The following is a 4,944-nucleotide window of genomic DNA, read 5'->3' on the forward strand; positions in this document are numbered from 1 at the left end:
GCAAACGATTTCAAACGAGTAACTCGCTTAATTCATGATTTATATCATTAAAAACGACTCTTAATTATGTACTTTTACTCTTTAAAATTAGTACAGTATGTTTGAATGGTTTTATAAATTGTTCGTTCCCACAGAAAATCCTGATATTACACAGTCACTAGTAGTTGTAATGTTGGTTATTGGAATTGGTGTATTTATTGGTCGACTTAGAATCGGGAAAATATCATTAGGTGTAGCTGCAGTAATGTTTTCAGGCTTATTTTTAGGGCATTACGGCTACCGGATCAACACCGATATCATGGTTTTTATACGTGATTTGGGATTGATTTTGTTTGTTTACGGAATCGGAATTCAAGTAGGACCCACTTTTTTTTCCTCCTTTCGAAAAGAGGGTTTGAAATTCAATATTCTGGCAGTGTCAACAGTGTTATTAGGAGCATTTATAGCGGTAGGAATCTATTTTTCTACAAAAATAAACATTGAAAATGTTGTAGGATTGCTCTCGGGTTCGGTTACAAACACACCCGGGTTAGGAGCTGCAAAATCGGTTTTACAAGAGTACCAAAACCAATTTCCAAATAAGATATTCAGCGACCCTGCGATTGCCTACGCAATTACCTATCCAATGGGCGTTTTGGGTGTTATAGTCGTAATAATCCTTTCTAAATCACTCTTGAAAATTGATTTGAACGCGGAGAAAATAAAGCTTCAAATGGGTACAAATGACGATGAGGTGCTGATTCATCAAAAATGTAGAATTACCAAAGATGCATTTTTAGGCAAAAGTATCTACCAAATTTTAAAAGAAACCAATCACGAAAACTTGGTAATATCCCGACTCAAACACAGTGGCTCAAAAACAGTATTTTCACCTACTTTAGATACCAAAATTGAACACAAAGATGTAATAATGTTGGTGGGTACTCAAAAAAATATCAGCGATTTTATTGCGAAAACCGGTAAAATATCCACCGATTTATTCATTGAATCGGAACAAGATATTACTACTAAAAACATATTTGTGACACACAAAGCCGCAACTCACAAAAAACTGTCTGAATTAGATTTGTATAATAAGTACGATTTGAAAGTCACACGTGTTTATCGCGGGGGAAAAGAACTACTTGCTGCACCTTCCTTGGAATTGTTTTACGGAGATAAATTAGTAATCGTGGGAAACAAAGCTGCCATTGCTGAAGTTGAACAACTCATCGGAAACTCAGAAAAGAAATTATTGGAACCCGATTTTCTATCCCTTTTTGGTGGTTTGCTCATTGGAATCATTATCGGATCGATTCCTATACTAATTCCATCCATTCCTGTTCCATTAAAACTGGGGTTTGCAGCCGGACCATTGATTGCAGCTCTTTTGATTAGTCGCTATGGAGGAATTGGAGCCATACACTCCTATATCAACAATGGGGCAATTTATTTCATGAAAGAATTAGGGGTGTGTTTGTTTTTTGCGGCTGTGGGTATCCATGCCGGGGAAAGTTTCTACGCTAATTTTGCTGAGAACAATGGATGGATGTGGCTGTTTTACGGAAGTTTTATCACCTTTGTGCCTTTGATTTTTATGATGTTGGTAGGCCATTTTTATATGAAAATAAACTTCTTAAAATTAGTTGGATTGATGAGTGGAGCATACACTGATCCTGCAGCTTTATCGTTTAGTAGTACTTATTGCGATTCAGATGTACCCACACAAGCCTATGCAACTATTTATCCTTTGGTCACATTGTTTCGTATTTTTACGGCTCAGTTTATTATTTTGCTTTTGATGCGGTAAATTAAATCTTCAAGCGATTTTTCAACTTTAAAAAAATCAAAGCAGTAATATATGCATCGCCGGAAGCCGTGTGTCGTTCACTTTTTTCGACTTTCAGAATTTTGCATAATTCATCTAAACTGGAATGTTGGTCTTCTTGCAAACCTTTGAATTTTTGATACATGGCATCTGTATCCATGTTGTCGTTTTTTAATTTGCCAACATTTAAGCGTTTCAAAGCTTGGTTAATCATTTCTATGTCAAACTGCACGTGATGGCCAACCAAAGTATCGTCTTTTATAAAATCTAAAAAACGGATAATCGCTTCTGCTTCGATAATTTTTTCTTCTTTACCTTCTTTTAAAATTCCGTGAATTGGTGCAGATTCAGCATTATAAACCGTTTGTTTGATGAATAATTCTAATGAATCATCTACATGAATACTGTTTTCGATGATGGCAACAGCTCCAATAGATAATATTACATCGTTTTTAAAATCCAAGCCGGTTGTTTCACAATCAAAAACCACATACCTTTTTGGCACGGTTACATCGGGTTCTTGATTGAAATAAGATACGTAGGTCTCCCAAAATTTAGGGTTGTCCTTGCTGATTTTTTTGAGCCAATTCCAAGCCATAAATTAAGTAAAATAAGTGAGTTGAAATCTACTTTTAATAGAATCTTGAATATCTCGAATGGGCACAAACGCATTTTTAAGCTTTACTTTATCTGACTTCGATAAATCATTCAAATTCAAATACCTACCGTTTGAATTGTTTAGCAAACCTTCCTTGGTTCGAAACTTTAAAACTACTAAAAAAGCTTCGGCACAGGATTCAAATAAATCGGCATTTTGAGGTTCTAATTCTGCCATTTTTTTAAATCGTTGGTAGGTGTTTGCAATTCCTTTGACATTCTGACTCAAAACCAATAATCGTGCAGCATCAGTCAGCGGCATTAAAGCACGACTTTTAATGTCAAATGTATCTTTGTGTTCACCGTCATCTTCCACTAAAAACTGTCTGAAAAAGCCTAATGGTGGCGGATTTTTAAGAGCATCGGTACCTAAGTAAGCAAAGAAAAGTTGATTATCCGTCACATTTTTATGGATATTTTCTGTGATTTCATCCACTAAAGATTCATCACCAAAAATAAAATCATAATCAAAGAAAATGGAACACATTAGAATTCCCTTTTCACCCGGTGTATTAATCCAAGCATTGTATTGTTTGTTCCAATCGGTGACTGATTTACACCACATGGGGTTGCTCGCCATCATTTCTGCGGGACAATATTCATAACCTACTTTATTCAAAGTCTTTGTTACGTTTTCTGCCAATTCTAAAAAATAGGATTTGACTTCTTCATACTGATCCTCTTCAACATCTTCAAAAATCAAGGCATTGTCCTGATCGGTCATCAATAATTGTTCTTTACGACCCTGACTGCCAATATTTAACCAAGCAAAGCGGGTAGGGGGCTCGGTTTCCATTTTTTCAGTGGCCAATTCAATCGAACGTTTGGTAATTGCGATATTTATTTCTCCAACCAAGTTGCATATATGTTGAATCGGTATATTTTTATCTAAAGAATTTACAATTAAATCAGACAATTTCTCTCGAACAGCTTTTAATTCTTTCGAACGAGTGGCACGCTTGGTCTGTTTTAATAAAACTCCGGGATTATTTGCCTGAGCGGCAACTACATCGTGCTCTGAAATAATTCCCATAATTTTGGAGCGATTCGTTCCGTCCTCTGTCACACACAAATGCCCTACATTGTGTTTGAGCATCATGATTTGGGTTTCGGCGATGGAAATGTTTTCAGGTACTGTGATAACCGGAGCCGACATAATTTGATCAATGGCAACATCAATAGTGAAAATACCTGTCGCAATTTTAGATCGTAAGTCTTTATCGGTCACAATACCAATAGGTAATTGATTTTCTTCGATAATTACGCTTCCAATTTTAAACTGTGTCATCGTTTGAGCCACTTGTTTAATCAGGTCTTTTCGATTGGCAGTAACTGGTTTTTTGGTATAAGCTATTGGCTGAAAATACTGTAATTCCGAACTTTGTTCGTCATAAATGACGTTTTCAGAAATTAGTTTTCCTTTATTTTCAGGGTCGTAGGGATTTCGAGTATTGGAGGCAAAGCTTTGTAATAAAAAATTGAGCACTTCTTGATTCTGACTAACATAAGGCCTAAAAACCTCAATAGGAATAGCGTACAATAAACTTTCCTCACGAGCACGTGCGGTCATTAAATAATTATCCTTTGCAAAAAACGGACGTAATCCGAGAATATCACCTTCATCGCATTTATCAATCAAAGCTTCTTCCGCATCGGAAACAACAGAAAGTCCGATGGCTCCTTCTTTCACCACGTAAAAATAGGGATGTGTTTGATCGCCCACTTTAAAAAGCACGCTGTTTTTGTCAATGTGCTGCACTTTTGAGTCATTGGCTATAATAACCAAATCTTTGTAAGACAAGCTGTTAAACGGCGGAAAGTTTTTTAAAAAATCAGCAATACGTTCGGCTATTGAATTTTTCATAGAATTTAATTAACATCATAAAATTACACAAATTTAATTCAAACTATATACTATGTTTTTAAAAAATACTTCTTCATAATTTAAAGTAGTGTTTGTAAATAAATATTGGCAGCTATTGTAAATAGGTTAATGCATACAACTTCGAAAGGTATACGTGTTCAATTATTTTCTATTTTACATAATATAAATTATGATTCAAATATGCTTCTGTTAAGTTTCTTCAAAACAGCCTTAAATCATTGATTATTCGTCATCTGCCAACACTTGTTCAATATGCTACTTTTTGAAAATACAATTCGGAGAGCTTTTTTTTTGTGTATTAAATCTTAGTAACCAGAATATTTTATGGTATCGTTTTGGTCAAATATTATGTGATATTTATTATGAAAAAGAAATACTGTACGATGAAATGAATCCCAATCTGTAGAAATTAAATACTCGCCAGTTTCTTCTATTGAAAAAATTTCATCTGAATCAAATACTAATGGATAAAATTTTCAGTTTACATAAACTTTTCTATTAGTATTCTTAACCCAAGTTTTATTTTCACAGTCATCACATTTTATAAAGTATAAATCCCAATCATTGTTTGACCTAGTTAAATAAAAAAAACTTA

At 34.6% G+C, this 4,944-nt stretch carries 3 protein-coding genes; 1 reads left to right on the forward strand and 2 read right to left on the reverse strand.

Going from position 1 to position 4,944, the window contains the following annotated elements:
- Positions 1 to 97 precede the first annotated feature (97 nt).
- A complete protein-coding gene (locus ACIQ2S_RS11330) occupies positions 98 to 1,789 on the forward strand; it encodes a putative transporter (RefSeq protein WP_396176052.1) in 1,692 nt (563 codons plus the stop codon).
- Position 1,790: 1 nt separating this feature from the next.
- Here the strand turns inward: ACIQ2S_RS11330 and ACIQ2S_RS11335 are convergent, their stop codons facing one another.
- Together ACIQ2S_RS11335 and ACIQ2S_RS11340 are read right to left on the reverse strand one after the other, a co-directional pair.
- Positions 1,791 to 2,405, reverse strand: coding sequence for a PolC-type DNA polymerase III (locus tag ACIQ2S_RS11335; protein ID WP_396176054.1), 615 nt, complete (start codon positions 2,403 to 2,405; stop codon positions 1,791 to 1,793).
- A 3-nt stretch (positions 2,406 to 2,408) separates the two neighbouring features.
- Complete coding sequence (locus ACIQ2S_RS11340) at positions 2,409 to 4,328, reverse strand: DUF294 nucleotidyltransferase-like domain-containing protein (RefSeq protein WP_396176056.1); 1,920 nt, start codon at positions 4,326 to 4,328, stop codon at positions 2,409 to 2,411.
- Between the last annotated feature and the right edge of the window lie 616 nt (positions 4,329 to 4,944).

The organism is Flavobacterium sp. (genome assembly GCF_044371705.1).
GTDB lineage: Bacteria > Bacteroidota > Bacteroidia > Flavobacteriales > Flavobacteriaceae > Flavobacterium.

Coding starts and splice junctions, on each gene's coding strand:
- ACIQ2S_RS11335 (WP_396176054.1), bottom strand. CDS start 2,405: ATGGCTTGGAATTGGCTCAAAAAAATCAGCAAGGACAACCCTAAATTT.
- ACIQ2S_RS11330 (WP_396176052.1), top strand. CDS start 98: ATGTTTGAATGGTTTTATAAATTGTTCGTTCCCACAGAAAATCCTGAT.
- ACIQ2S_RS11340 (WP_396176056.1), bottom strand. CDS start 4,328: ATGAAAAATTCAATAGCCGAACGTATTGCTGATTTTTTAAAAAACTTT.